This is a genomic window from Bacillus sp. FSL W8-0640 (assembly GCF_038007725.1).
GTDB lineage: Bacteria > Bacillota > Bacilli > Bacillales > Bacillaceae_G > Bacillus_A > Bacillus_A cereus.
Window position 1 is genome coordinate 4,068,651 of the sequence record NZ_JBBOXT010000001.1, and the last position, 23,381, is coordinate 4,092,031.

Consider the following 23,381-nt stretch of genomic DNA (forward strand, 5'->3'; position numbering starts at 1 on the left):
TCAAATTATTTACAAACGACACCTGCACGTTTGGCAGATTCAACAGTATTATGAAGAAGCATTGTGATTGTCATTGGACCAACACCCTTTGGCACAGGTGTAATGTAACCCGCAACATCTAACACGTTGTCAAAGTCAACATCACCACAAAGTTTTCCTGTTTCTAAACGGTTAACACCAACGTCAATTACAACCGCTCCTTCTTTAATATAATCCGCTGTTATCATTTTAGGTCGTCCAACAGCTACGATTAAAATATCAGCTAACTTCGATAACTCTTTCATATTTTGCGTCTTAGAATGACAATATGTTACAGTGGCATTTTCATTTAAAAACAATTGTCCCACTGGTTTACCGACAATATTACTTCTTCCAATTACTACTACATGTTTTCCAGAAATATCAAGATTTGTTTCTTTTACTAATTCTACAATACCATGCGGTGTACATGGAAGGAATGTATCTTGTCCCGTCATCATACGTCCCACGCTGATTGGGTGAAATCCGTCTACATCCTTTTCTGGTGAAATTCTTTCAATGATAGCTTTTTCTTCAATATGTTTTGGTAAAGGTAATTGCACTAATATGCCATTAATACGGTCATCTCCATTTAAGCGATCGATTTCAGCAAGCAAACGTTCCTCAGTAATTGTTTCAGGAAGTTCAATTAGCTCTGAGTAAATCCCTACTTGTTCACAGCCTTTTTCTTTTCCTTTCACATAAGAACGAGATGCTGGATCTTCTCCAACTAAAATAACTGCTAATCCTGGTACAATACCTTGCTCTTTCAACTTCACAACTTCTTCTGTTAATTGTGCTCGTTTTTTCTCCGCAACTTCATTTCCTTTGATGATTACTGCTACCATTTTAAGATTCCCCCTTAAAGAATTTACAGTGTATCTTTTATATTAGATAAAACGCCGTTAATAAAACGACGAGATTCCTCATCCCCAAATGTTTTTGCAATTTCAATTGCTTCGTTAATTGTTACGTTGTGTGGAATTTCTTCCATGTACTTCATTTCATACACAGCTACACGTAAAATACTGCGATCAACAATACTAATACGCTCAAGCTTCCACTTTTTTAAGTTTTGACGAATCGCTTCATCGATTGCTTCTTTATTTTCTACAAAACCTACTACAAGTGACTCTAGAAACTCATTTGTTTCTTCGCCTTCATCCAGCGTGTTTTCCACTGCTACTTTCGGTTCTAATTCACCTGTAATATCCATTTGGTATAATGCTTGCATTGCTCTTTCTCTAGCCGTCCTACGTTTCATTGTAACTCTCCTTTATGCTTCAAGTCTTTCCTTATACTTTGTTATATTATTATAATTTATAAGCCGTCAATTCACTTACTCTTACAGTTTTCATTGATTTTCCAACCTTATAATACAATGATAATAACACAATTTATCGTTTCACACACGGGTTACAAGGCTGAAAAATAATAAAAAGATTAACTTCAAGTTCCATATCTTATCACAATGTACGTTTTTTGGAAAAACGACACATTTCCTTGTTTATTTCTTATTTTTTGAAATAGTATAATAATTAGAGGGTTGTAATTTGTGAAGAAATGAAACGATAAAAAAGATGCCTATGTTACTAGGCACCTTTTCATTCTTACACTGGTTCGATTTCTGTTTTTTGTGTTTCGAATGTTACGCCAACGATGTGAACATTCACTTCTTTTGGCTCAAGTCCTGTCATTGTAAAGAGTGCTTGGCGAATATTGTCTTGAATCTTTTGTGCAACAACTGGAATTGCTACACCAAAATACATTACAACATAAAGGTCAACGATAATATCTTCGTTTGCTAATTCAACCTTTACACCTTTACCATGATTTTTCTTACCTAACTTCTCAACAACATCTGTAGCAAAATTACCGCGCATTGCCGCTACACCTTCTACTTCAGCAGCTGCAATACCTGCAATTACTTCAATTACTTCTGGTGCAATTTCTACTTTACCAAGAGTTGTATCTTGACCCATATCTAACATATGTTCAGCCATGAAAAAAACCTCCTTTAATGTATCACTGCGTCACAAGTTCATGCTCTTCCAAAAATTTCGTATTAAACTCACCTTTTACAAAATCAGGATGATCTAGCAATTGCAAATGGAACGGGATTGTTGTATGTACGCCTTCAATGACAAATTCACTAAGTGCGCGCTTCATTTTTGCAATTGCCTCTTCACGTGTTTTTCCGTGAACAATTAATTTAGCAACCATCGAATCATAGAAAGGTGGGATTGAATATCCCGGATATACAGCTGAATCGACGCGAATACCAAATCCTCCTGGTGGTAAGTACATTTCTACTTTACCTGGAGATGGCATAAATTTTTTGGCAGGGTTTTCCGCATTAATTCGACATTCAATTGCCCAACCATTAAATTGTACTTCTTCTTGCTGTAACGATAACTTTTCTCCTGAAGCAACAAGAATTTGCTCTTTAATTAAGTCCATTCCCGTTACCATTTCAGTAACCGGATGCTCAACCTGAATTCTCGTATTCATCTCCATGAAATAAAAGGTTTTCGTTTTATATTCATAAATAAACTCAACCGTACCAGCACCTGTATAATCAACCGCTACCGCCGCTTTAACTGCCGCTTCACCCATCTGCTTGCGAATATCTTCATCAAGTGCAGGTGATGGACTTTCTTCTAGTAGTTTTTGCAAACGGCGCTGAATTGTACAATCACGCTCTCCTAAATGAATGGCATTTCCGTGTGTATCTGCCATTATTTGAATCTCAACATGGCGGAAATCTTCAACGTACTTTTCTAAGTATACACCAGGGTTCCCAAAAGCGGTACTAGCTTCTTGCTGTGTAATTTGAATTCCTTTTATAAGCTCTTCTTCATGGCGTGCAACACGAATACCTTTTCCGCCGCCACCTGCAGTCGCTTTAATAATAACTGGATATCCAATTTGATTAGCAAGCTCGATCGCTTCTTCGGTATTTTTAATAATCCCTTGTGAACCTGGTACAATCGGAACCCCTGCTTCTTTCATTGTATCACGAGCAACGTCTTTTGTGCCCATCTTTGAAATAGCTTCTGGACTTGGACCGATAAAAATCAAGTTACATTCACGGCATAATTCTGCGAAATCTGCATTCTCTGCTAAAAATCCGTATCCCGGATGAATAGCATCGCAGCCTGTTAACTTCGCAACGCTAATAATGTTCGTCAAATTTAAATAGCTTTCTTTCGAAATCGTTGGTCCTACACAATACGCCTCGTCTGCAATCTGTACGTGAAGTGACTCTTTATCTGCTTCTGAATAAATTGCAACTGTTTCAATATCCATTTCTTTACAAGCACGAATAATTCGTACAGCAATTTCCCCACGATTGGCTATTAATACTTTTTTTATCATCACAAAGACTCCCTTATTACGCTTTTACAAGAAATAGCGGTTGTCCATACTCAACAAGCTGTCCGTTATTAACAAGAATTTCAACAATTTCGCCCTCTACATCAGCATCAATTTCGTTAAATAACTTCATAGCCTCGACAATACATACGATAGAATCTTTCGATACTCTATCCCCAACACTTACATATGGAGGTGTATCAGGCGAAGAAGAAGAATAGAATGTACCTACCATCGGTGATGTGATTTTATGTAGGTTTTCATTTTGAACAGCCTTCTTCTCTTCTTGTTTTGGCGCTTCTGCTTGTGCTGCTGCTACTTTCGTTTCAACTTCAACAGGCGCTACTGGTTGCATAGCTTGTTTTGCTGCAGGTGCTTGCACAGCAACAACTTCATTACCACGCTTTTTCATTTTGATTGTTGTACCGTCTTTTTTGTATTCAAATTCATCAATATTAGAGCTATCAATTAATTTAATTAATTCGCGAACTTCTTGAATTTTAAACATGTAAAATCCACTCCCATACTCTTGTTTGTCCCGTTTTTACAGATTCTCGTCACGAAAACTAGATTGACTGTAAAAATACGATGTATTCTATTAGAAAATATATTTCATTAACTAATAGAAATATTTACTATTTCCATCTTACGATAAATTTTTTAAACATTCCAATTTATATTTCTTTATAATAAATCGAAACTCCTGTAAAAATATTATTCCAATAAAAATTTAATACCTAGTAATAATACCAAGTTTCACACGAAATTGGCAAGACCACTTCTTAAAAAACATTCACTACTTTTTCAAAACGTTACACAGCAAACATGCCATTCCCTCTTCACTCTTCACCACACCTATAGTCAATAACATATTTTTACCAAATATTTTTTTTTTGTTTACACACCGTTCATCATTCCTTCATATAAGAATAGTATGTTCAAAGTGTAGAAAATATATTGTGTCGAGGTGTGGAAATATGATATGGCTCATTCTCTTTTTACCTGCTGTAATCGTTTGGGCATGCGTTCTTTGCATCCACGTCAAATCCGGAAAAAGTAATCATCAGTACCATGAACCATTAATCTTTTACTCACAACGTGTTTCTCCATTCCGAGCTGAACATAGTAAAAATAATTACAAAGACGCAATAGAAAAAAGCTATCGAAAATGATAGCTTTTTTCTATTCACACGTACTTACATACTCTTTTTACTATTTGCATACCCTTTGCTTAGTAAAAGATAATAATCCGTAGGGAAATCCCTACGGATTAAGGTTTCACTTATTTCGCTGGTGGATCAAATTTCACACCTACATCTTTTGATCCGCCTTCACTTCTTACAAGTTGAATAATTTTATTTGCTTCTTTCTGTGAATGTTTTGCCGCTTTAACCGTTACTCTAATATCAGTACCATCAGCTCTTACAAGAGCATCTGGATATCCTCCTTGAGATTTAATTACTGTCTCAAGTAATTCTTGCTTCGTTTCCATTGTCGTAATGGCATCAAAATTTTCTTTCGCTTTATTCTTTTCTGTTGCTGAAGCTTTTGTTGAACTCATCACTTCTTGTAATTTTGCTTTTTGTTCACTTCGCTGATCTTCCATTTGCATACGTAAAGCTGTGAAATTCTCATCACTTGATTGAACTGATACATTGCCCTCTTTTTTACTTGTTTCTTTTTTTGCATTTTCTTTTTTGTCTGTTTCTTTATTTGTTGTTTCTTTGCTTGTATTTTCTTTTTTCGGAGTTTCTTTAGGCGCTTCGTTTGTTACTGCTTTATCAGTACCTTGTTTTTCTTGTCCAATCTTTTCACCTGTTGCTGGCGATGCTGTATTCATTTTGTCAGGAGTTGTCACGTAATACACAGATAGTACAACAACTAAACTTAACATCGTTAATAACCAAACTGTTTGTTTTTTTAACACTTTATTTCCTCCCTATCAATTTTTCGGTGAAACTGAAACGCGATGGGCCGGTACATCTAGCAGCCTTATCACAGCTTCTTTTACCATTGCTTTAACTTGTATATTATCCACTCCCTTTGCTACGACAAGAACACCACGTACTTTCGGCTTCTCTGTTCGTAAAACAACAGGAGTTTCTTTATCCCCTTCACGTATAATGACAGTCTTTTCATCAAGAGACTCGTCCTCTACTTCTCTCTTACCGCCTGTTTTATCTGTTTCACCTGTTGTTTGTGAGCGTTTCACTGTATTTTTTTCTAAAATTTTTTCTTCAGATGAATCTAAATTCACTTTAATCGTTACGTCTTTTACTCCTGCTATTTCTTCTAAAGCAGTTTTTAATTCTTGTTCATACGCTTTTTCATATTTTTCTACATTTGACATACTATCATTACTTTTTTGTCCGAAAGTTGGTACGTCTTTTTCTTGGTTTTGAGTTTTTTGTTCTTTAAATACAGGTACTTCTTCTTTTTTACTTGAAAAGAGACTACTAGAAAACATAAGCAAAATTCCAAGTATGAGTAGGACAAGTAAAAACTTAGGTGTTACCTTTTTACCCTTCTCGTTGCTTTCTTTTTGATTCCCATTCAATAAGTTTCGAAAAAATGAGAACTTCGAATTTTTATCTTTATTGTCCATTTACTCTACCTGTCCTCCCTTCCATTTGAACTTGGATTTGTTTACCCTCTAGTTGCCACCTGCTTGAAAAGAAATCTTTCATTTCTACATTCGTTTCTTCCACTTTTTTTGGAGGCTCTTTCGTGTTAATTTCAATTGGCTTTACTGTTTCGATTGCATCATTTTTACTACGTTCTTTTTCTTTCAACGTCACAACAACAGATTGAATATCTTTCGCTGACTTTACTTCTTCTATATTTTCTGCTGCGACTATTTGTATTTCAGAGACAGCCATACCATACTTTTTCTCAAACTCTTTTCCTACTTCTTTTTTCATTTTGGTAGCCATCTCTTCTAAACTATATGCACGTGTTAGAGCTTGTATTTCTTTTTTCTTCGAATCTATTGAATTTTTTACAGATCCTTCTGCTACGTACTTTTCTTCATTAAAATTTGCAATTACTTCATTTACATCTGTCTGCAATAGTTTAAAAAGGGGTGTTAAAATTAATACGACTAACAAAAGACTTACAACAAATTTAACGTATTTTTGCAAATTCGAATTTGGAAGAATAAGATGAAGCATTGTCGCTAAGAGCAAAAAAACGATAATATTTCTGATCCACTCTGTAACAAATTGCATACTCTTCACCTCCTACCGCATCATAAGTGTAATATTCCCCGCAGCAATAATAATTGTAATACTTAAAAAGAACATAAATGATACGATAGCTAAGCAAGCAAATACGTAAATGATGCTTCTTCCAATAATGTCTAAACATTGAATAATTGCTCCGCCGCCAACCGGTTGTAATACTGCTGCTGCGAATTTATAAATAAATGCAATACAGAAAATTTGAATCGCAGGAAAAGCAACAATTAAGCATAAAATGACGAGCCCAATAATTCCGACTGTGTTTTTCAATAATCCTGATGCGCTAATAACAGTATCTGCCGCTTCCGTAAACATTCTTCCAACTACTGGAATGAAGTTTCCTGTTACAAATTTAGCAGTTTTCACAGCTATGCCATCAGCAACGGCTGTCGCTGTTCCTTGTACAGATAATACCCCTAAAAAAATCGTTAAGAAGATACCGATAATCCCAACGCTAACGTTTTGCAGAAGCTTGGACAATTTTGTAACTTTATATTGATCACTCATTGTACTTACAATACTTAATATCGTTGCCAGTAATAAAAGCGGTAGAACGATATAATTCATAAGAAGCCCGCTTGTATTCATTAAGAAAATGATAATCGGATGAAAGAAAGATACAGATACAACCCCGCCACCAGTCGCTATAAGCGCCAATAAAATTGGCAATAGCGCTAATATGAAATCTACCATTGTTTGTATCGTTTCTCTTGCATATGTCATAACGACATAAAAACTATTTAAAGCAAAAATAATAAGTACCATATATACAACAGCATCAGCAATTTTACTTACACTACTTTTTGAAAAAGCGGATTGCAGTGATTGCAACAATGCACTAAAGATTGTGAGCATAATGAGTGTGCCAAGCAGTTTTCCATTAGCTGCAAGCTCATGAAATAAATATTTTAATAACCCTATCATCCACTCTTTTAGAGAGAATTCTTTTTCTCCCTTTACAAACTCCATAAAACTCCCTTTTTGACTCTCTGGCAAATAGCCACCATATTTTGTAACAAGCCCGTCCCAAAATTGCTTCACATCTTCAATTCCGAGCTTATCCAATTGTTGATCAACGACGTTTGTTTCTACAGGAGAAGCTTGTACAACAACCGGTAAAGAAAAGAAAAGGAAGCAAGCAAATAGCAGCTTAGCTCCAAACCTCCTCAACATTCACTCCCCCTTATCCCGTCGGTAAAAATCCGAGAATAGTTTCAATTACAACCGTCAAAATAGGAATTGCCATAACGAGAATTAAGATTTTCCCAGCAAGTTCAATTTTCGAAGCGATGGCACCTTGACCAGCATCTTTTGTAATTTGAGCTCCAAACTCGGCAATATAAGCAATTCCAATAATTTTTAGTAACGTTTCCACGTAGACGTTGCTAACTTTCGCTTCACTCGCTACTCTCTCAATCATTTGTAAAATAGAATGAATTTGATCGATTAAAATAAGAAACATCACGCTACCTACGAACACAATAAATAAAGATGTAATACTAGATTTATGCTGGTTCAAAACAGCAGCTAAAAACGTAGCAACGAGGCCTAATCCGACAATTTGTATAATTTCGATTCGAACCGCCTCCTTTACTGGAAGAGAAAGACACTTTTAATCTTGTCGAATAGCGTATTAATTAAAAATGCAACATGAAATAAAATGACGACAAAACCGACAAGGATAACCCAATTTGCAATATCCTCACGCTTCAATTCTTTTAGTACAGTATGAATGAAAGCTAAAACAATGCCGATTCCGGCGATTTGAAATATTAATCCAACATCAATGGACATCGCCTTTCTCCCCCCTATAGCAGTAAAATTACAATAAGTAGCCCTGCTAGTACCCCTAAGCTCTTAATCATTTTTTCGTATTGCAGTTGTAAAGCTTTCGCTTCCTCTTCTTCTCTCTCCAAATGTGTAATACATAAGCGAATATGTTTTTGTTGTGATTCACGATCATGTTGCCCGAGCGTTTCACCAAATTGCTGCAGTATTTCATACTCGGTTTGTTGAAAAGCCGTCAACTTCCAATTCTCTTTCAAACTATCTATCCAAGCTTCCCTTACTGTTTGTTCTCCACTTTCTAGTTTTTTAGCGAAACTTTGAAATATCCAATTTAATGGCTTTGGCATTTGTTTAACTAATCGCTCGGCAGCCTCAGATAAAGGTGTGTGTCCATACATAATTTCTGCCTCTAATGATTGAAGTGCTGATTTTAATAACCTAAGTTGCCTCGGTCTCTCACTGTATCTTTTAGCGTACGAAAACCCGAAAAAGGTGCTGACCGCAACGATTAACACTGCACCAAATATTTTCACCATACGCCCTCAGCCTTTCTATTTGATAACACTGGTTTTCCATATTTATCTTTCACCTGCATAACCGTTCCTGGACCCCTCGCTTTTGACAACTCCACAAACCTATCAAATATACCAAGCTCTAGCACTGCCTTGAGCGATGGACGTCTCACAACATCCTCATAGGAAAATCCGTGTGCGCTTATAAAAAGCTGGACACCTGCATGCACTGCCTCCATAATTGCTTCACTATCTTCTTTACGGCCAATTTCATCTACGATCAAAATATCAGGACTCATAGAACGAATCATCATCATCATTCCTTCTGCCTTTGGACATGCGTCTAACACATCGACTCGGGTACCAAAATCATATTGCGGGATCCCTTTCACACAACCAGCAATTTCTGACCGTTCATCAACGATCCCCACTTTACAGGAAGGAATTTCCGAAGCACTTACCCCTTGACTCATGCAACGTGCTACATCTCTTAAGAGTGTCGTTTTTCCCGTTTGGGGAGGGCCAATTACCATCGTGTTTAACCACCTTTTTTCATACAAATATGGCAAAAGCGGTTCAGCAATCCCTATTTTTTGACGAGCAATACGAATATTAAAGGAAGAGACATCACGAATCATTTTCACTGCGCTTTTTTCTGTAATGACTTTTCCTGCTAACCCGATTCTATGCCCTCCGCGAAGCGTCACATACCCACGTTTTAATTCCTCTTCCATCGTATAAATTGAGAATTGACTTAACTTATTCAATAAGTAAATAGCATCCTCTGCAGTAGTGATATAGTCATAAAAAAACACCTTTCCGTGTGCAATACACTCTAGCGGCCTTCCAATTCGAACGCGAATTTCCTCTAAAGCATCGTATTGCTTACATTCTTCAATTAAGTACTTCATCGTTTTTGGTAAAACTTCTAATACCTCTTTCATCGGCTTCTCCCCACTATACTCGACTTACTATTTCAGTAATGCGATAAAAATACAGCAAATTCCAAGCGCTAGAAAAAAGAGCTTCAAGAAAGAAATTTCACTTGCTACACTCGCTATCCCAATTGTCATTGTTAAAATTAATACGGTAGGTCCAACAAACGCCAACATACCATTTATAAACAACGCTTTCTTCGCATCATTCACATAAAGCATAAGCAAAGCAGCAAATATCTCCGCACTACCTGAAAATAATCGAAGTGCCCCCATAACAAGCACGGATGTTTCCATTGCCGCTAGCCACTGTTTCATTCTTCCACCTTCTCCCGTAACAGTTACTAACTTCGTATTCTAAAAAAGAGTATATTTGTACAACCATATGCAGAGGTTGTCTATTTCAGAAGTAAAAACATAATTTTTCTCTAAAGTCTGAATTACAATCTGAATATTCATATTATTTCATGGTATATTATGGTATATTTAGTTTAAAAGAGGTTTAAACCATGCAGCACGTCACTTTATTACCACTAGATTTATGCTATACAAATGTGATTTTCGAGCTATCAAGTGATCCACATATAAAAAATGCATTGGGGATAACGGTAGAAAATATCGAAGACACGAAAACATTTCTTCTTTTCGCAATAGAAGAAGAGCGTCAAAAGAAATCCTTATCGAGAATGATTGTGAATGAAGAAAATGAAATAATTGGCCTCACCACACTTAAACATATTAATAATGAGAAAAAGCAATCTCACATTGGTAGTTGGCTCGGCTATCCGTACTGGGGAAAAGGCTATAACGAGGCTGCTAAAAAAGAAATCTTTAAAATCGCCTTTTTAGACTTACAACTTTCCTACGTATTTGCTGGTGCTAAAACGAATAATATCCGCTCTTTAAAAGCACAAGAAAAACTACCTTATATTTCATTGCATGTGGAAAACAAGTTTCCAGACGAACACGCTGCACTAGAGAAAGAAGTAAAGTCACCTTGCTCTCTGCATGTCGTGTCACGTGAAAATTTTTTAAACTGGTTGAAATTACAGAATGAGGGGGAAAAATATGAAGGCATTGAAAGTTAGTTTAACCGTTGTAGTAGAATTAGCTCTTATTTATCTTTTTTCATTATTGGTCGGTTGGTCATTTATAGAGACCTTTTTCCTTGGTAGTTTAGCAATATTTGCAATTATGTGGTTAATTATTATGAGTAACCATAGAAATAACATTACAGATCACGCAATAAGTAAAACATTAACTGGCGTTGAGACTGGCGAAATAAAACCATTTCAAATTGTTTTGACTCCATCTATTATGGGTACTCTTTCACTTGTTTTAGTCAGTTTTATAATAACAGCTATTTACTATCTACCCTATTTCCTATAAAAAAAGCACTCGTGAATTATCACGAGTGCTTTTTACTATGCACGAGAAACGTATTTACCTTCACCAGTGTTGATGATAAGCATTTCGCCTTCGTTAATGAAGATTGGTACTTGTACAACAAGACCAGTTTCTAATGTAGCTGGTTTTGTCACGTTAGAAGCAGTATCACCTTTAATACCAGGCTCTGTTTCTGTAACTTGTAATTCAACTGTGTTTGGAAGTTCAACACCAAGTACTTCGCCTTGGTAAGTCATGATTGCTACTTCCATGTTTTCTTTTAGGAATTTAAGCTCGCGCTCGATTTGTTTTTCACCAAGTTCGATTTGCTCATAAGTTCCGTTATCCATAAATACGTGAGCCTCACCGCTTGCGTATAAGTATTGCATACGACGGTTTTCGATGTGTGCTTTTTCTACTTTCTCACCTGCACGGAATGTTTTCTCTTGAACAGAACCTGTGCGAAGATTACGTAGTTTAGAACGAACGAATGCAGCACCTTTACCTGGCTTTACGTGTTGGAAATCAAGTACTTGCCAAAGGGCATTGTCCACTGAAATTGTTAAACCTGTACGAAAATCGTTTACTGAAATCATGTAAAAAAATCCTCCTGTGTATTACAAAATAATAAGTTCTTTTGGTGATTTCGTAATTACTTCATTACCTTCACTTGTCACAATGATATCATCTTCAATACGTACGCCGCCAATACCTGGAATATAAATACCTGGTTCTACTGTTACAGCCATACCTGGTTCAAGTACTGTATGAGAACGGAACGCTAAACCTGGTGCTTCATGGATTTCAAGACCTATTCCATGACCAGTAGAGTGTCCAAAGTATTCACCATATCCTTTTTCCGTTATGTAGTCACGCGTTAGCGCATCAGCCTCGCGACCTGTTAAACCAGCTTTAATACCGTTCACACCACGTAGTTGTGCTTCTAAAACGATATTATAAATTTCTTTTAATTTATCAGATGGTTCACCGACTGCAATCGTACGAGTAATATCAGAGCAATATCCTTTGTAATAAGCGCCGAAGTCTAATGTAACGAAATCTCCTGTTTCTATCACTTTTTCAGATGCCACGCCGTGCGGTAATGCCGAACGAAGACCTGAAGCAACGATAATATCAAACGAAGAAGATGTTGCTCCTTGTTTTCTCATGAAAAATTCAAGTTCATTTGACACTTCAATTTCAGATACTCCCGGGCGAATGAATGATAGAATATGCTCAAAGGCAGCATCTGCAATCTGTGCAGCTTCCTTTAATATCTTAATCTCTGAATCAGTCTTTATCAAGCGTAACTTTTCTACAAGTCCAGAAGTCGGGATAAATTCAGCATCAATCGCTTCCTTATGCACTGAATAAGAACTATATGTAAGAGTATCTTGCTCAAAACCAAGTTTTTGAATTCCAAGCTCTTTCACTTGCTTTGCCACTTCATCAATGATCAATCCTGCGTGCTGTACAACCTCATATCCAACCGCTTGTTTACTTGCCTGCTCGACGTAACGGAAATCTGTAATAAATTGAGCACGATCTTTTGAAATAAGAACAACGCCTGCTGTTCCTGTGAAGTTAGCCATATATCTACGACTATGTTCATTTGTTAACAAAATACCGTCAATACCAGCCTCATCAAATGCACTTCGTAATCTTTCAATTTTCTCCATTACTTTATGCCTCCCTCAATTTCTCCATTAATGCAAATAACGCTAACTTATAGCCATAAAAACCAAATCCTACAATTTGACCTGCACAAACAGCTGCCGTCACAGATTCATGACGGAACGATTCACGCTGATGAATGTTAGAAATATGTACTTCAATAACAGGAATCGAAATGCTCGCAATGGCATCACGAATCGCATAGCTATAATGCGTAAATGCTCCCGGATTTAAAATGATCCCTTCATATATATCTTCCGCTTCATGAATAATGTCGATAATGGCACCTTCATGATTCGATTGGAAACATTCTAACTCCACTCCCATTGTTTCTGCTTCTTGCTTCATATCTGCTTCAAGTGTCGTTAGCGTGCCCTTTCCATATACATTTACCTCACGAACACCGAGGCGATTTAGGTTAGGACCGTTTACGAGGAGTAACTTTTTCATATTCTTAAAACTCCTTAATATTAAATATCTATACAATATTTTAACATAGGAATTACTTATTTGAATAGTTCGTCTTCTCTTACCCTTCTTGTTCTGCTTTATTGCTATTTACTGCGTAAGAAACAGAATATGCTATAAACACACCATACAATATAAAAATACATATTGTCGTCACAATTGTCTCTTTTGGTAAATGGAGCGCACTTTTAATAACAGGAGCCATTAAACCCATCCCCAAAAACAGTAGTGCCCACCAAAATAGCCCATAAATAATTCCCGCTATAATCCCTTCAAACTTTGCAAAAAATGCTTTATACAAAAAGGCAATCAAAATTGAAAGAAGTCCCATACACACTATTCCGAACACATTGCCCCATACACCCTCTTTCCAACTTCCAAACGCAAATGGTAAAAGGAAATAATTCGGGCCCGCCTCCGTGAATGAAAATATATGAAGGAAATACCATACCCCGCCCCAAAAGATTCCACCAAACAAACCAATCTGCACAAAATTCCTTGTTCCTAATTGTTCTTGACTCACATCGACACCTCCGCTCAATAGTATGCCCGAAACTATTTTGAAGCATGTTTAAATCCTGCGAAATTTGTCTATAAAAAGAATAAGAAATGTCCGACTCTCATAACATTTTCCCTTGTCATCTACTTGTATTTGCCGATAAAATAAAGGAAACTCGGTGATTGTCTTATTTCAAAACGACAGAACCCAGTATGACAATTGCCTCTTTTTCTACATAAGAGAGAAACAAATACAGGTTGGTGTTAACATGGCAGAAGAGTCAAAACAAATATATGGCGGGCAAGCGGTCATAGAAGGAGTTATGTTTGGCGGTAGAGAATATACTGTTACAGCGGTTCGTCGTAAAGATAAATCGATTGAATTTTATCGATTACCACGCGTTCGTAATAAAGTATTATCTATCCTAAAAAAAATTCCATTTTTACGAGGTATTGCCGCTATTGTGGATGCAAGTGCGAATGGAGCAAAGCATTTAAACTTCGCTTCAGAACGATTTGACGTCCACCCAGAAGATGATGAACAAATTGCAAATAAAAAAGAAGAACAATCAAAATTAACGATGGTATTAGGAGTTGCAGCTGTTGGCGTTTTATCTTTCATATTCGGTAAAGTCATCTTCACAGCAGTTCCTGCACTATTAGCTGAATTAACAAGACCGATTTTCCCGTCTCATACTGGGCAAATCATTGTCGAAAGTGTCATTAAGCTCATGCTATTATTGAGCTATATATACTTTATTTCTTTAACCCCACTTATTAAGCGGGTATTTCAGTATCACGGTGCAGAGCATAAGGTAATCAATGCTTACGAGAATAACCTTCCTCTGACTGTAGAAAACGTTCAAAAGCAAACTCGTCTCCATTATAGATGTGGCAGTAGCTTTATTATATTTACAGTCATTATTGGAATGTTCGTTTATTTCCTAGTCCCTACAGATCCTCTTTGGGCACGAGTTATAAACCGAATTTTATTAATTCCAGTTGTACTTGGTATTTCTTTTGAAGTATTACAATTTACAAATCGATTACGAGATATTCCCGTATTACGCGTACTTGGATATCCTGGATTATGGCTACAACTATTAACAACGAAAGAACCAACAGATGATCAAGTGGAAGTAGCAATTGCATCGTTTGAAGAATTATTACGTTTAGAGAACAAACAATAATTATTTAAAAATGGTGTTCAACTCCTTTCCTCATCGTTAATATACTAATTTTAATATACGTTTTTAGGAGGTGTCCCTTATGAACGGTCGTTCGTTTACTTTCGCTATATTTGTGCTTATTATCGGATTGGCAATATTCGGCCTTGTTTCATCTGTTATTACAAATCCCATGGGTGTATTAAGAAATATCGGGTACATGTTACTTGTTGTTGGTATCTTTTACTTGCTATACAAGATGTTTACAAATTCCAGTGGTTCTGCAAATTCACAAAGCTCATATAAGCGTGCGGCAAAACAATCGAACCGCAAACATGGGAAACAAAATGTAGCACCCCTAGGCAATTCTTTCTTTAAGTCAAATACTTCTAATGACAAAAGTAAAAAAGGGAATTCTTCCACTTTGAAACGAAAAAGAAAACAGTCTCATTTAACTGTCATTGAAGGCAAAAAAAGCAAAAAGAAAGACCGTGCTTCCTTTTAGGAAATACGGTCTTTTTTTATACTTTGAAGCACTTCTTTTAAACTTTTCTCTCTCATACTTTCAATTCGAAGATGATGATTTTCAAATGGTAAATTCCGTGTCACATCATTAGGTACCACAACGCACGTTAATCCCGCTGCAACTGCTGCTCTCAATCCATTTAATGAATCTTCAAATACAACAGCTTCAGACGGCTTAATTCCTAATTCTTCTATTGCAACTCGATAAAGAGCTGGATCTGGTTTTACCTTCTCAACATCTTCTCTCGTTTTAATTACTTCAAAATATTCTCGAATTTGTAGCTCTTCTAAAAAATGAATAACCCATTCTCTAGAAGAACTAGAAGCTAGTGCGATTTTTAATCCCATTTCTTTCGCTTCTTCTAAATATTCTTTTACCCCGTCACGAGCTTCTGGTATTCTCATTTTCTCTTTATGTAAAGTTGCCACTTTTTCTTTTAATGCACTTTTGTTAAACTTCTCTTTTAATTGATCATTTAAATATGTATAAAGCACCTCATCTGTTGTTCCAATGCATTTCGCAAATTCCTCTAAAGGTAGTTCCCCGCCGTATTCACGAACAGCATCTCTGAAAGAGTGAAACCATATCGTTTCTGTGTCCACAATTAATCCATCAAAATCAAAAATAATTGCTTTCATAATTCTCCCATCCTTTTCGAATTGAAATAAAAAAGGAAACGCCATACGTTCCCCTTAATTACTTTTCTCTTCATTTGCTCTTTGAACACCACGAAGTGTTTCCACTCGGACTGCATCTTGTTCAAAGTATTCCACTAAATCACCAATGCGATCAATTGCTTCCCAACTTAAATGATGTTCAATTCCTTCTACATCATTGTAAATTTTACTTTCATCCACACCGATAATACGCATAAATTGCTCTAGCAAGTCATGACGATATACGAGACGTTCTCCGATTTTTTTACCTTTTGTTGTTAATACAAGCCCTCTATATTTTTCATAAATTAGATATTCATCTTTGTCTAATTTTTGCACCATTTTTGTTACAGAGGATGGATGTACACTAAGCGCTTCAGCAATATCAGATACGCGGGCGTAACCCTTTTCATCAATCAACAAATAAATTTGTTCAATATAATCTTCCATACTAGGGGTAGGCATCGGTTTCCTCCATCCAAGTTCATTTTGCTTATTCCGTACGAAGCAATCAATAAAATGATACACCAGAAAGAATAACGTGACAAGTTGAAAACGAGCCTAAATATATAAAACAAAAAAGAATCTGTATTTGCATACAGACTCCCCTTAAGTAAAATATTGTATTTCTGCATTAGGAAAAAACTCATTTATATAACCTCTTATCGTTTCTTCCAATACTGCTGCATCATCCTTTTTATATACATATTTTCCGATGGTTTTGGAAAACGATGCTGAATCAATTCAAACGTTAAATTTGGTATCGTCATATCTTTGTCGCTCAAATAGTTTACGGTTCCTTCTTCCCATTCTTCATGCATTTAAATTGGCGCAACTATAAAACCAAGTGGATATTCAAGTGCCTTTCGTTCAAAGTAAACGAGCTTTGGCATAAACGGTCTCATATAATTTTCGCCCTCTCGTTAGTATGGGGGACATTAAAGTTTTCCACCCCAGTAACTTGCATTGCAAGTTACTGAATGTTATAATTTGGATACCAGCTACCTTGCAACGCAAGTTACCTGAATAAAAGGTGGTGAAATCATGCACAGCCAAATGTTAAAAGGCGTGCTCGAAGGGTGCATCCTATACATCATTTCACAAGAAGAAGTGTACGGATATGAACTGAGTACAAAATTAAATAAACATGGCTTTACATTCGTAAGCGAAGGAAGCATCTATCCGTTATTATTACGTATGCAAAAAGAAAAATTGATCGAAGGCACATTAAAAGCTTCCTCACTCGGTCCGAAGCGAAAATATTATCACGTAACCGATAAAGGATTAGAACAGCTTGAAGAATTTAAACAAAGCTGGGGGATGGTTTCAACGACCGTAAACAATTTATTACAAGGAGAGTGATGGGGATGAAGGCGAAAGATTTAATCGAATTAAATAACCAAAAGCGTAAATTATTAACTACAGAAAATGAAATCGCCTATAGTGACATGTTAATATACATCCGCTTAGCTAAAGTGCCAGAATACCACGCAGAAGAACTGCTAATTGAAATTCTAGATCACCTTATTGAAGCCCAGCAAGAAGAAAAAAATGCTTATGATATTTTTGGAGACGACTTACAGGCGTACTGTGACGAGTTAATTGCCACCCTACCGAAGCAAAGTTTATGGGAACAATTATCAATTCCTTTATTTATAACTTGTTACCTGCTAGCAATATACTTTGCTATTTCGTCCGTAATTGCATTTGTATTACCCTTATTTGCAGATAAAGCACGTTTTAAATTTGTACACATTGATTTCATTTATCTGCTTGTATTTACATTATCCGTACATCTTATGATACGTTTTGTCTTCGATTTTATTAACACTGATTTATTTAAAAATAAAACAACTATTTGGAGGCATATAGGAAGCTTTTTAATACGTCATAGCCTATGGATGCTATTAATCGGTATTTCCTTTTTATTTATAAAAAATCCCTATACTACATTACAAGTTTCACCTTGGACCGGTACTTTGCTTGCCATCTCTTGCTATGTACTATATAAACTTTTCTTCAAAAAAGAATGCTTGGACTTTAAAAAGGAGTGACGAGGTCATGACTGAAAAAGAAATGGTTCAGTTAAACAATAAAAAAAGAAAGTTATTAACACCTGAAAACGAAGCTGCTTATGGTGATATGCTTATTTATTTACGCCTTACTAGCGTTCCACAAAAACAAATGGAAGAATTACTTTTAGAAATATTGGATCATCTTTTAGAAGCGCAAGAAGACGGTAAAACTGCGCATGATATTTTCGGAGAGGATTTAAAAGCTTACTGCGATGAATTAATTAACTCTTCGGAACATCAAAATTCTTTCCAACAAGCTGCCGTTATTGGGTTTGCAGTTAGTTTATTATTAGCTGTTCAAATTGGATACGATACATTCACTACTCTTATGCAAAAACTATTTTCAAATACAAACACTTCAGGAATTCCATTTAGTATTCCCGGAACAATATTATCTGCTATTGTTTTAACAATTGGTGCTTTCATAACTTTTTCTTTATTTAGACGTTTCTCTTTTACAATATTAGTTTCCTGGAAACAAAAAGCACTTCTCTTATTATCGGTATTTATACCTTTTGTCTTATCAGTTTTTGCAAACGTATTTTTCAAAACAAAACCATACTTATTTTATAATTTGTCTATTTTGCAAGGTGCTCTTATTACACTTTCTTTTTATATTTTGTACAAATTTTTATATAAAACATCTAAATTTTAACAGCCCTTCAAAAGGCTGTTTTTTCTTCTGTCTAATTTTACAAATTGAAAAATTTCATAAAGAAAATAAGAAAAATGCAAAATAATTAAAGTTAATTGTTGACGTGATGCTTTTATTATCGGTATCATAAATCTTCGTGAGCAATTATTTTTCGTTATACGATTTTTTTATTATTACTGAATTTTTGAGAGGAGAAATTAGATGTCAGTTAAGAAGAAAACACAAGTACGCACCGGCAAAATGGTACGTGAACTAATGTTAGCAGACGAAGATGTAAATGCTTCGCTAATTATGGTATATAGTGAAAACGGTGTAAACGCAGAAATTAAAATCGAGGGCTTAACGCCGAAATGTAACGAAGAATTATTTTTGAGCGGAAACGTGGATTGGAACAAGAGTGTTATTTATAAAATTGTTGATTTCACTGGAAACGCTGAAGTTGGTAAAGTTACATTAACAGCGATGAACAAAAACAATGTTTCTCTAGAAATTGAACGCGTTATGTGGAGTAAAGAAAATAAAGAAGCTGCCGAGCAAGAAGAAACACAGGTAGAAGCAGCACCGAAAAAAGAAGTAGTTGTAGAAGCTCCAAAAGCAATTACGCCTGCTCCTAAGCCTGTTACGCGTGTGGAAACACCTGCTATGGCACCTAAGCCTACTCCGGTACCGACACCGAAGCCAGTAAGCGTAGAAGCAGCTGTAGAACTAGTTACTCCAGCGCCTGTGAAAAAAGCAGTCCCTACTCCAGTTACAAAGCAAGAGACAGCACCGGTTGCTCCTGCAAAACCGAAGCAGCCTGCTTTGACTGAAACAAATTCAAAACTACAAGAAAATTATGTTAAACTCGTGAAAAAGACAATTGAAGTTTGTCAAGATTACGAGCTTGGCATCGACATAGATGATTCTATTGAAAGCTTAAAAGAAGAACTACAAAGCCAAGGTATTAGCGTTACATTTGACAAAGAAATTATGGACGTTGTAAGTCGCCTTCGTTCTTTACAAGATAAAGGAATCAAAGTAGAAAAAGTACTTAATTTACTATAAAAAAATAAGAGGTGGCTATTGGTATTATCCCCTATAGGTAGACAGTAAAAAAAGAGTCCATCTGATATGATGGATTCAATACTGTTTTATCTGGAGGGGATTTTTTTATGGCAAGAAAAGGACAATCATTTCAAAAATATACAGAAGAACTAAAGCGAGAAGCAGTTCGTCTTCGATTAGAAGAGAGAAAATCATTGCGAGAAATTCGTGAACAACTCGGTGTGAAGAGCGATGCCCAGATTATTGAGTGGGTAAAACGTGCGCAACAAGGGGAGTCCTTTGATGATCAACGTGGTGTCTGGAATCGAAAGAATTTTAATAGTCTAGAAGAAGAAAATGCTTATTTGAAGGCACAGGTTGAGTATTTAAAAAAGCGCAATCCAAATCTACACGGGAAGGAATGGTCCTAAAGAAAGAACGATTTTCTCTTATCGATTCATTACGCCAAGCCTATCCACTCCGATGGTTGCTTCAAATCGCGGAAGTTTCTAAGGCTGGCTACTATAAATGGCGGAAATATCATAACGTGCAGCGTTTACGTCAGAAAAGGGATATGTGGCATAAAGAACATATTTTATCTATTCATCGTCAGCACCCTTACTATGGGTATAAACGTATGACTCGTGCTTTGGCTCGAGAAGGAATGGTAACGAATCATAAACGTGTTCGTCGTCTTATGAGAGAGCTGGGTATTCAATCTATCATTCGAAAAAAACGTCCGTTTTATGGAAGAAAAACATCTGTGGTATTTAAAAATCATTTGAATCGAGAGTTTCAAGCTGAAAAGCAAAATCAAAAATTCGTAACAGATATTACTTATGTACGAATCGGAGAACAATTTGCCTATTTGTCAGCTGTGTTAGATTTATACAACAATGAAATTGTTGCCTGGAAGCTATCTTCAAGAAATGATTTAGATTTGGTTTTAACTACATTACGTCAATTAGAAGGGAAGTCATTAACTACTAAGCCCCTTTTCCATTCAGATCAAGGGTTTCAATATACATCTAAATCCTACGCAAAACAGTTAGAGAAATTAGGATTTGTCGGTAGTCATTCTAGACGTGGAAACTGTTTTGATAATGCGTGTATCGAATCATTCTTCTCACATTTAAAAACAGAGAAGTTGTATTTAGTGTGCCCAAAAACATATGAAATGGCCTACCGAGCAATTCAAGAATATATTCAGTTTTATAATACAGAAAGATTCCAAGAAAAACTTCACGGCCTTTCCCCGATAGAATATCGGGAAAAGGCCGTGGCATAATACTCTTTTTATTTCTGTCTACTTGACAGGGAGATGACCATATCGCCACCTCTTATTTTTTATAATTCCACTCATTACTTTCATACTTTTCTTTCGCTAACGTTTGAACTTCATGTAACTGTTCTTCTGTTAATTCATATGGAACAAGTTCTACATCCAATCCTTTTTCAAAGCCAACTTCAAACGCTTTAATTAACTGTTCTATCGTAAATGTACGGTCTGTTAATTCATTAATTGCTACTGCTTTAGAAGAGAACATACTCTTCATACGTTCCTTCACACGTTCATTTGGGAATAAAAATAGATCATATAGTTCATCTAAATCAATTTCTAATGGAATCGATCCATGCTGTAAAATAACACCTTTTTGACGTGTTTGAGCACTACCAGCAATTTTTCGTCCTTCCACTACAATTTCATACCAAGATGGTGCATCAAAACATACGCCTGAACGTGGATTTTTTAAATTTTCACGATCTGCTTCTGTTTTTGGAACTGCATAATATGCTTCTAACCCTAATGCCTTAAAACCATCTAATAAACCTTGCGAAATAACACGATACGCTTCTGTAACTGTTTTCGGCATATTCGGATGATCTTCAGACACAATAACACTATACGTTAACTCTTTGTCATGTAGTACACCCCTGCCGCCTGTTTGACGACGAACGAATCCATATTTCTTTTCGTTAACTACATCCATATTAATATCTTTTTCAACACGTTGAAAATACCCAACTGTTAATGTTGGTACTTCCCATTCATAAAAACGAATTGTTGGTGGCATTTTCTTTTCACTTTGCCAATTTAATAAACATTCATCTAACGCCATATTAAATGCCGGTGAACATTGACCAGAGTTAATATAACACCATTTTTCTTTTCCCATCCTGCACCTCATATAACCAATTATTTTTCACATTCTCTAGTCTACCAAATTCGACAAAATTTGTGAAAGAATACGAAATTTCTTCTTATATGCAAATGAATCTGTTGCATAAATACATAAGGGCATTATAATATTGAAAGTAGGATAAGAAAAAAGGGAGCGATAGAATCGTGTCAACAACTTGGATTATTTTATTAGCCGTAATCGTAGCATTTATCGGCTACACTGTATGGATGTACTTCTATCAGAAAAAATTAATTAAAACTCTTACAGAAGAAGAATTTCGCGCTGGCTACCGTAAAGCACAGCTTATCGATATTCGTGAAGCAGACGAATATAACGCAGGGCATATTTTAGGTGCACGTAACATTCCGTTATCACAAATTCGCCTTCGCCATAAAGAACTTCGTCAAGATCAACCTGTTTACTTATATTGCCAAAGCGGATTCCGTACAGGTCGTGCAGCGCAATACTTAAAAAAACAAGGCTACAAAGATTTCTACCAATTACAAGGTGGATTTAAATCTTGGACAGGCAAAATTAAAAAGAAATAATAACATACAAAAAACTAGCTGAATAAATCAGCTAGTTTTTTCATTTCATCTTATTCGCAATGTATAATAAATTCTGCTTGATTACCTTTTCATCGTTCTCTTCTACATTCCGATACAGCAGTTGATATTCAATTCCTTTCTCTTTCCATATAAGCGTAGCAAATTCGTCACCACGTTCATAATCATCTTTATTTTTAAAATAAGCAGACGTTCCATTATTCAGTTTCATTTGTTCTTGAAATCGCTTCTCTTCCACAAGATCCGGAAAACTATAAGGAAAGTTCGCGACATTTAACTCAATATACTCATTTCTACCTGACTCCTTCTGTTTATATTTAATCGTTAAGACAGTGTTCTTTTTCCCAAGCGTTCTTACTTCCCCCTTCACATCACTTGTAATGTCGTACGGTAAAAACGTTGGAACTTTAAACTTCACCGGAAAATATTTTGGAAGTTCCTTTAGCGGAATAGGATCCGTAACACGATCCATAGCTCCTCCTGTTGTTCCCACAAAGTGTTTTTCTTCTTGCATCGTTTGCTGAAACGAACACGAACTAAGCATGAAACTAGAAAACACGAAACAAATGATTCTTTTTTTCAATTTGTTTCCGCCCTTTCATACCGCTCTCTTAACGAACGAAGCGTTGATATTCTCT

The 23,381-nt window shown here is 36.0% G+C and carries 33 protein-coding genes and 1 pseudogene; 11 read left to right on the forward strand and 23 right to left on the reverse strand.

Annotated elements, in window-relative coordinates:
* Positions 1–5 precede the first annotated feature (5 nt).
* The 5 genes from folD to accB form a co-directional block, all read right to left on the reverse strand.
* Positions 6–866 (reverse strand): bifunctional methylenetetrahydrofolate dehydrogenase/methenyltetrahydrofolate cyclohydrolase FolD, encoded by an 861-nt coding sequence (gene folD, locus N2V80_RS20920; protein ID WP_000226732.1) that lies wholly within the window; start codon positions 864–866, stop codon positions 6–8.
* A gap of 23 nt (positions 867–889) precedes the next feature.
* On the reverse strand, positions 890–1,282 hold the full coding sequence (gene nusB / locus N2V80_RS20925) for a N utilization substance protein NusB (RefSeq protein WP_000830247.1): 393 nt from the start codon (positions 1,280–1,282) through the stop codon (positions 890–892).
* A gap of 346 nt (positions 1,283–1,628) precedes the next feature.
* A complete protein-coding gene (locus N2V80_RS20930; protein WP_000807630.1) occupies positions 1,629–2,021 on the reverse strand; it encodes an Asp23/Gls24 family envelope stress response protein in 393 nt (130 codons plus the stop codon).
* A 22-nt stretch (positions 2,022–2,043) separates the two neighbouring features.
* On the reverse strand, positions 2,044–3,396 hold the full coding sequence (accC, locus tag N2V80_RS20935; protein ID WP_000592870.1) for an acetyl-CoA carboxylase biotin carboxylase subunit: 1,353 nt from the start codon (positions 3,394–3,396) through the stop codon (positions 2,044–2,046).
* Positions 3,397–3,412: 16 nt separating this feature from the next.
* Positions 3,413–3,901, reverse strand: coding sequence for an acetyl-CoA carboxylase biotin carboxyl carrier protein (accB, locus tag N2V80_RS20940; RefSeq protein WP_000472859.1), 489 nt, complete (start codon positions 3,899–3,901; stop codon positions 3,413–3,415).
* Between the two features lie 469 nt (positions 3,902–4,370).
* Here accB and N2V80_RS20945 point away from each other — a divergent pair, with 469 nt between their 5' ends.
* On the forward strand, positions 4,371–4,565 hold the full coding sequence (locus N2V80_RS20945) for a hypothetical protein (protein WP_002101315.1): 195 nt from the start codon (positions 4,371–4,373) through the stop codon (positions 4,563–4,565).
* Between the two features lie 110 nt (positions 4,566–4,675).
* On the opposite strand, the gene N2V80_RS20950 is transcribed toward N2V80_RS20945, so the two are convergent.
* Genes N2V80_RS20950 through N2V80_RS20990 form a run of 9 tightly spaced genes read right to left on the reverse strand, consistent with a single transcriptional unit; the run spans position 4,676 to position 10,185 of the window.
* Entirely contained in the window at positions 4,676–5,320 is a 645-nt protein-coding gene (locus N2V80_RS20950; RefSeq protein ID WP_000914710.1) for a SpoIIIAH-like family protein, read from the reverse strand.
* A 15-nt stretch (positions 5,321–5,335) separates the two neighbouring features.
* Entirely contained in the window at positions 5,336–5,998 is a 663-nt protein-coding gene (spoIIIAG, locus tag N2V80_RS20955) for a stage III sporulation protein AG (protein WP_061654470.1), read from the reverse strand.
* The gene (gene spoIIIAF, locus N2V80_RS20960; RefSeq protein ID WP_001161033.1) at positions 5,988–6,620 is read right to left on the reverse strand and encodes a stage III sporulation protein AF; all 633 of its coding nucleotides are present in this window, start codon (positions 6,618–6,620) and stop codon (positions 5,988–5,990) included. The genes spoIIIAG and spoIIIAF overlap by 11 nt, the downstream gene beginning before the upstream one ends.
* A 12-nt stretch (positions 6,621–6,632) precedes the next feature.
* Positions 6,633–7,805: a stage III sporulation protein AE gene (gene spoIIIAE, locus N2V80_RS20965; protein ID WP_000946110.1), complete on the reverse strand. Its 1,173-nt coding sequence runs from the start codon at positions 7,803–7,805 to the stop codon at positions 6,633–6,635.
* A 10-nt stretch (positions 7,806–7,815) separates the two neighbouring features.
* Positions 7,816–8,199, reverse strand: coding sequence for a stage III sporulation protein AD (gene spoIIIAD, locus N2V80_RS20970; protein WP_077393170.1), 384 nt, complete (start codon positions 8,197–8,199; stop codon positions 7,816–7,818).
* A 23-nt stretch (positions 8,200–8,222) separates the two neighbouring features.
* Positions 8,223–8,426: a stage III sporulation protein AC gene (spoIIIAC, locus tag N2V80_RS20975; protein WP_000020914.1), complete on the reverse strand. Its 204-nt coding sequence runs from the start codon at positions 8,424–8,426 to the stop codon at positions 8,223–8,225.
* Positions 8,427–8,440: 14 nt separating this feature from the next.
* Positions 8,441–8,956: a stage III sporulation protein SpoIIIAB gene (gene spoIIIAB, locus N2V80_RS20980; protein ID WP_000238702.1), complete on the reverse strand. Its 516-nt coding sequence runs from the start codon at positions 8,954–8,956 to the stop codon at positions 8,441–8,443.
* Complete coding sequence (spoIIIAA, locus tag N2V80_RS20985) at positions 8,950–9,876, reverse strand: stage III sporulation protein AA (RefSeq protein ID WP_000665905.1); 927 nt, start codon at positions 9,874–9,876, stop codon at positions 8,950–8,952. The genes spoIIIAB and spoIIIAA overlap by 7 nt, the downstream gene beginning before the upstream one ends.
* Positions 9,877–9,903: 27 nt before the next feature.
* A complete protein-coding gene (locus tag N2V80_RS20990) occupies positions 9,904–10,185 on the reverse strand; it encodes a YqhV family protein (protein ID WP_000816050.1) in 282 nt (93 codons plus the stop codon).
* A gap of 191 nt (positions 10,186–10,376) precedes the next feature.
* Between N2V80_RS20990 and N2V80_RS20995 the strand changes: the two genes are divergently transcribed.
* The gene (locus tag N2V80_RS20995; RefSeq protein ID WP_001164991.1) at positions 10,377–10,955 is read left to right on the forward strand and encodes a GNAT family N-acetyltransferase; all 579 of its coding nucleotides are present in this window, start codon (positions 10,377–10,379) and stop codon (positions 10,953–10,955) included.
* Positions 10,936–11,256, forward strand: a complete 321-nt coding sequence (locus N2V80_RS21000; protein ID WP_000645695.1) for a hypothetical protein — start codon at positions 10,936–10,938, stop codon at positions 11,254–11,256. Before N2V80_RS20995 ends, N2V80_RS21000 begins: the two co-directional genes overlap by 20 nt.
* Before the next feature lie 35 nt (positions 11,257–11,291).
* Here the strand turns inward: N2V80_RS21000 and efp are convergent, their stop codons facing one another.
* From efp to N2V80_RS21020, 4 genes are all read right to left on the reverse strand, one after another.
* Positions 11,292–11,849, reverse strand: a complete 558-nt coding sequence (gene efp / locus N2V80_RS21005) for an elongation factor P (RefSeq protein WP_000626516.1) — start codon at positions 11,847–11,849, stop codon at positions 11,292–11,294.
* Positions 11,850–11,870: 21 nt separating this feature from the next.
* Entirely contained in the window at positions 11,871–12,932 is a 1,062-nt protein-coding gene (gene pepQ, locus N2V80_RS21010) for a Xaa-Pro dipeptidase (RefSeq protein ID WP_000411041.1), read from the reverse strand.
* 4 nt (positions 12,933–12,936) lie between these two features.
* Positions 12,937–13,377, reverse strand: a complete 441-nt coding sequence (aroQ, locus tag N2V80_RS21015; protein WP_000735147.1) for a type II 3-dehydroquinate dehydratase — start codon at positions 13,375–13,377, stop codon at positions 12,937–12,939.
* 79 nt (positions 13,378–13,456) lie between these two features.
* On the reverse strand, positions 13,457–13,918 hold the full coding sequence (locus N2V80_RS21020) for a YqhR family membrane protein (RefSeq protein WP_000076893.1): 462 nt from the start codon (positions 13,916–13,918) through the stop codon (positions 13,457–13,459).
* Between the two features lie 244 nt (positions 13,919–14,162).
* Between N2V80_RS21020 and N2V80_RS21025 the strand changes: the two genes are divergently transcribed.
* Positions 14,163–15,083, forward strand: coding sequence for a DUF1385 domain-containing protein (locus tag N2V80_RS21025; protein ID WP_000807120.1), 921 nt, complete (start codon positions 14,163–14,165; stop codon positions 15,081–15,083).
* A 79-nt stretch (positions 15,084–15,162) separates the two neighbouring features.
* Positions 15,163–15,564: an SA1362 family protein gene (locus tag N2V80_RS21030; protein ID WP_001014463.1), complete on the forward strand. Its 402-nt coding sequence runs from the start codon at positions 15,163–15,165 to the stop codon at positions 15,562–15,564.
* On the opposite strand, the gene N2V80_RS21035 is transcribed toward N2V80_RS21030, so the two are convergent.
* The 3 genes and pseudogenes from N2V80_RS21035 to N2V80_RS21045 form a co-directional block, all read right to left on the reverse strand.
* Positions 15,561–16,223, reverse strand: coding sequence for an HAD family hydrolase (locus N2V80_RS21035; RefSeq protein ID WP_025966333.1), 663 nt, complete (start codon positions 16,221–16,223; stop codon positions 15,561–15,563). The genes N2V80_RS21030 and N2V80_RS21035 overlap by 4 nt on opposite strands.
* A 54-nt stretch (positions 16,224–16,277) precedes the next feature.
* Entirely contained in the window at positions 16,278–16,706 is a 429-nt protein-coding gene (gene mntR / locus N2V80_RS21040; RefSeq protein WP_001143083.1) for a transcriptional regulator MntR, read from the reverse strand.
* A gap of 144 nt (positions 16,707–16,850) precedes the next feature.
* A pseudogene (locus N2V80_RS21045) lies at positions 16,851–17,095 on the reverse strand (spore photoproduct lyase family protein); the annotation flags it as partial.
* A gap of 190 nt (positions 17,096–17,285) precedes the next feature.
* Here N2V80_RS21045 and N2V80_RS21050 point away from each other — a divergent pair.
* The 5 genes from N2V80_RS21050 (at position 17,286) to N2V80_RS21070 (ending at position 21,282) form a co-directional block, all read left to right on the forward strand.
* Positions 17,286–17,603 (forward strand): PadR family transcriptional regulator, encoded by a 318-nt coding sequence (locus N2V80_RS21050; protein ID WP_000556083.1) that lies wholly within the window; start codon positions 17,286–17,288, stop codon positions 17,601–17,603.
* A 5-nt stretch (positions 17,604–17,608) separates the two neighbouring features.
* Positions 17,609–18,295, forward strand: a complete 687-nt coding sequence (locus N2V80_RS21055; protein ID WP_061654525.1) for a DUF1129 family protein — start codon at positions 17,609–17,611, stop codon at positions 18,293–18,295.
* Positions 18,296–18,302: 7 nt separating this feature from the next.
* Complete coding sequence (locus N2V80_RS21060; RefSeq protein ID WP_000136527.1) at positions 18,303–18,971, forward strand: DUF1048 domain-containing protein; 669 nt, start codon at positions 18,303–18,305, stop codon at positions 18,969–18,971.
* Positions 18,972–19,172: 201 nt separating this feature from the next.
* Complete coding sequence (locus N2V80_RS21065) at positions 19,173–20,015, forward strand: hypothetical protein (protein ID WP_000111900.1); 843 nt, start codon at positions 19,173–19,175, stop codon at positions 20,013–20,015.
* A gap of 107 nt (positions 20,016–20,122) precedes the next feature.
* A protein-coding gene (locus tag N2V80_RS21070) for an IS3-like element ISBth8 family transposase (protein ID WP_098435169.1) occupies positions 20,123–21,282 on the forward strand; the annotation gives its coding sequence in 2 pieces (ribosomal slippage) (positions 20,123–20,381 and positions 20,381–21,282; 1,161 coding nt in all).
* A gap of 52 nt (positions 21,283–21,334) precedes the next feature.
* Here the strand turns inward: N2V80_RS21070 and N2V80_RS21075 are convergent.
* Entirely contained in the window at positions 21,335–22,171 is an 837-nt protein-coding gene (locus tag N2V80_RS21075; RefSeq protein ID WP_000514081.1) for a lipoate--protein ligase family protein, read from the reverse strand.
* A 170-nt stretch (positions 22,172–22,341) separates the two neighbouring features.
* Between N2V80_RS21075 and N2V80_RS21080 the strand changes: the two genes are divergently transcribed.
* Positions 22,342–22,725 (forward strand): rhodanese-like domain-containing protein, encoded by a 384-nt coding sequence (locus tag N2V80_RS21080; protein ID WP_000108653.1) that lies wholly within the window; start codon positions 22,342–22,344, stop codon positions 22,723–22,725.
* A 40-nt stretch (positions 22,726–22,765) separates the two neighbouring features.
* Here N2V80_RS21080 and N2V80_RS21085 read toward each other — a convergent pair whose 3' ends face one another.
* On the reverse strand, positions 22,766–23,302 hold the full coding sequence (locus N2V80_RS21085) for a hypothetical protein (RefSeq protein ID WP_025966335.1): 537 nt from the start codon (positions 23,300–23,302) through the stop codon (positions 22,766–22,768).
* Positions 23,303–23,381 lie beyond the last annotated feature (79 nt).

What these genes read in the sequence shown, in the direction of transcription:
- spoIIIAF (WP_001161033.1), bottom strand. Translation starts at nt 6,620, where the DNA reads ATGCAATTTGTTACAGAGTGGATCAGAAATATTATCGTTTTTTTGCTC.
- N2V80_RS21030 (WP_001014463.1), top strand. Translation starts at nt 15,163, where the DNA reads ATGAACGGTCGTTCGTTTACTTTCGCTATATTTGTGCTTATTATCGGA.
- N2V80_RS20930 (WP_000807630.1), bottom strand. Translation starts at nt 2,021, where the DNA reads ATGGCTGAACATATGTTAGATATGGGTCAAGATACAACTCTTGGTAAA.
- N2V80_RS21055 (WP_061654525.1), top strand. Translation starts at nt 17,609, where the DNA reads ATGAAGGCGAAAGATTTAATCGAATTAAATAACCAAAAGCGTAAATTA.
- accB (WP_000472859.1), bottom strand. Translation starts at nt 3,901, where the DNA reads ATGTTTAAAATTCAAGAAGTTCGCGAATTAATTAAATTAATTGATAGC.
- spoIIIAA (WP_000665905.1), bottom strand. Translation starts at nt 9,876, where the DNA reads ATGAAAGAGGTATTAGAAGTTTTACCAAAAACGATGAAGTACTTAATT.
- efp (WP_000626516.1), bottom strand. Translation starts at nt 11,849, where the DNA reads ATGATTTCAGTAAACGATTTTCGTACAGGTTTAACAATTTCAGTGGAC.
- N2V80_RS21050 (WP_000556083.1), top strand. Translation starts at nt 17,286, where the DNA reads ATGCACAGCCAAATGTTAAAAGGCGTGCTCGAAGGGTGCATCCTATAC.
- N2V80_RS21025 (WP_000807120.1), top strand. Translation starts at nt 14,163, where the DNA reads ATGGCAGAAGAGTCAAAACAAATATATGGCGGGCAAGCGGTCATAGAA.
- folD (WP_000226732.1), bottom strand. Translation starts at nt 866, where the DNA reads ATGGTAGCAGTAATCATCAAAGGAAATGAAGTTGCGGAGAAAAAACGA.
- N2V80_RS21065 (WP_000111900.1), top strand. Translation starts at nt 19,173, where the DNA reads ATGTCAGTTAAGAAGAAAACACAAGTACGCACCGGCAAAATGGTACGT.
- N2V80_RS21075 (WP_000514081.1), bottom strand. Translation starts at nt 22,171, where the DNA reads ATGGGAAAAGAAAAATGGTGTTATATTAACTCTGGTCAATGTTCACCG.
- spoIIIAE (WP_000946110.1), bottom strand. Translation starts at nt 7,805, where the DNA reads ATGTTGAGGAGGTTTGGAGCTAAGCTGCTATTTGCTTGCTTCCTTTTC.
- N2V80_RS20990 (WP_000816050.1), bottom strand. Translation starts at nt 10,185, where the DNA reads ATGAAACAGTGGCTAGCGGCAATGGAAACATCCGTGCTTGTTATGGGG.
- N2V80_RS21060 (WP_000136527.1), top strand. Translation starts at nt 18,303, where the DNA reads ATGACTGAAAAAGAAATGGTTCAGTTAAACAATAAAAAAAGAAAGTTA.
- accC (WP_000592870.1), bottom strand. Translation starts at nt 3,396, where the DNA reads ATGATAAAAAAAGTATTAATAGCCAATCGTGGGGAAATTGCTGTACGA.
- N2V80_RS21035 (WP_025966333.1), bottom strand. Translation starts at nt 16,223, where the DNA reads ATGAAAGCAATTATTTTTGATTTTGATGGATTAATTGTGGACACAGAA.
- pepQ (WP_000411041.1), bottom strand. Translation starts at nt 12,932, where the DNA reads ATGGAGAAAATTGAAAGATTACGAAGTGCATTTGATGAGGCTGGTATT.
- mntR (WP_001143083.1), bottom strand. Translation starts at nt 16,706, where the DNA reads ATGCCTACCCCTAGTATGGAAGATTATATTGAACAAATTTATTTGTTG.
- aroQ (WP_000735147.1), bottom strand. Translation starts at nt 13,377, where the DNA reads ATGAAAAAGTTACTCCTCGTAAACGGTCCTAACCTAAATCGCCTCGGT.
- N2V80_RS20945 (WP_002101315.1), top strand. Translation starts at nt 4,371, where the DNA reads ATGATATGGCTCATTCTCTTTTTACCTGCTGTAATCGTTTGGGCATGC.
- N2V80_RS20995 (WP_001164991.1), top strand. Translation starts at nt 10,377, where the DNA reads ATGCAGCACGTCACTTTATTACCACTAGATTTATGCTATACAAATGTG.
- nusB (WP_000830247.1), bottom strand. Translation starts at nt 1,282, where the DNA reads ATGAAACGTAGGACGGCTAGAGAAAGAGCAATGCAAGCATTATACCAA.
- N2V80_RS21000 (WP_000645695.1), top strand. Translation starts at nt 10,936, where the DNA reads ATGAAGGCATTGAAAGTTAGTTTAACCGTTGTAGTAGAATTAGCTCTT.
- spoIIIAG (WP_061654470.1), bottom strand. Translation starts at nt 5,998, where the DNA reads ATGGACAATAAAGATAAAAATTCGAAGTTCTCATTTTTTCGAAACTTA.
- spoIIIAC (WP_000020914.1), bottom strand. Translation starts at nt 8,426, where the DNA reads ATGTCCATTGATGTTGGATTAATATTTCAAATCGCCGGAATCGGCATT.
- spoIIIAB (WP_000238702.1), bottom strand. Translation starts at nt 8,956, where the DNA reads ATGGTGAAAATATTTGGTGCAGTGTTAATCGTTGCGGTCAGCACCTTT.